Annotated in this window: 1 protein-coding gene; it reads left to right on the forward strand. The window is 47.1% G+C overall.

The window, feature by feature from the left end; all coding sequences use genetic code 11:
- The coding region (locus Q0779_RS23755; protein WP_298776742.1) for an AMP-binding protein at positions 1-473 on the forward strand (473 nt) is incomplete at both ends.

The following is a 473-nucleotide window of genomic DNA, read 5'->3' on the forward strand; positions in this document are numbered from 1 at the left end:
ATTGACAATCCATTTGCGACGGCTTCTGATATCGAGAAAGGCTATACTCGATTATACAAAACAGGTGATTTAGTGCGCTGGCTGCCCGATGGTAATTTGGAATACCTAGGCCGCAACGACTTTCAGGTTAAAATTCGCGGGTATCGGATAGAGCTGGGTGAAATCGAAAGTGCCCTAGGTCAATGTGATGCAGTAAAGCAGGCTGTGGTGATTGCTCAGGAAAAAGAGAACGGCCCTTATCTGGCGGCCTATTTTGTTCCGGTTGATACTGAGGTTATCGACACTTTGGCGCTGCAGACCGATTGGATTGAGTCGTTACGTGTGAAGTTAGGTGAAATGTTGCCTGAATATATGGTGCCTGCGGTCTTTGTGGTCATTGATCATATTCCTCTTACCATTAATGGCAAGTTAGACCGCAAGGCCTTGCCAGAGCCTGAGTTTATCAGTAGCGATGTGTATGTGGCGCCGCGTAA

The organism is uncultured Shewanella sp. (assembly GCF_947491715.1).
Taxonomy (GTDB): Bacteria; Pseudomonadota; Gammaproteobacteria; order Enterobacterales; family Shewanellaceae; genus Shewanella.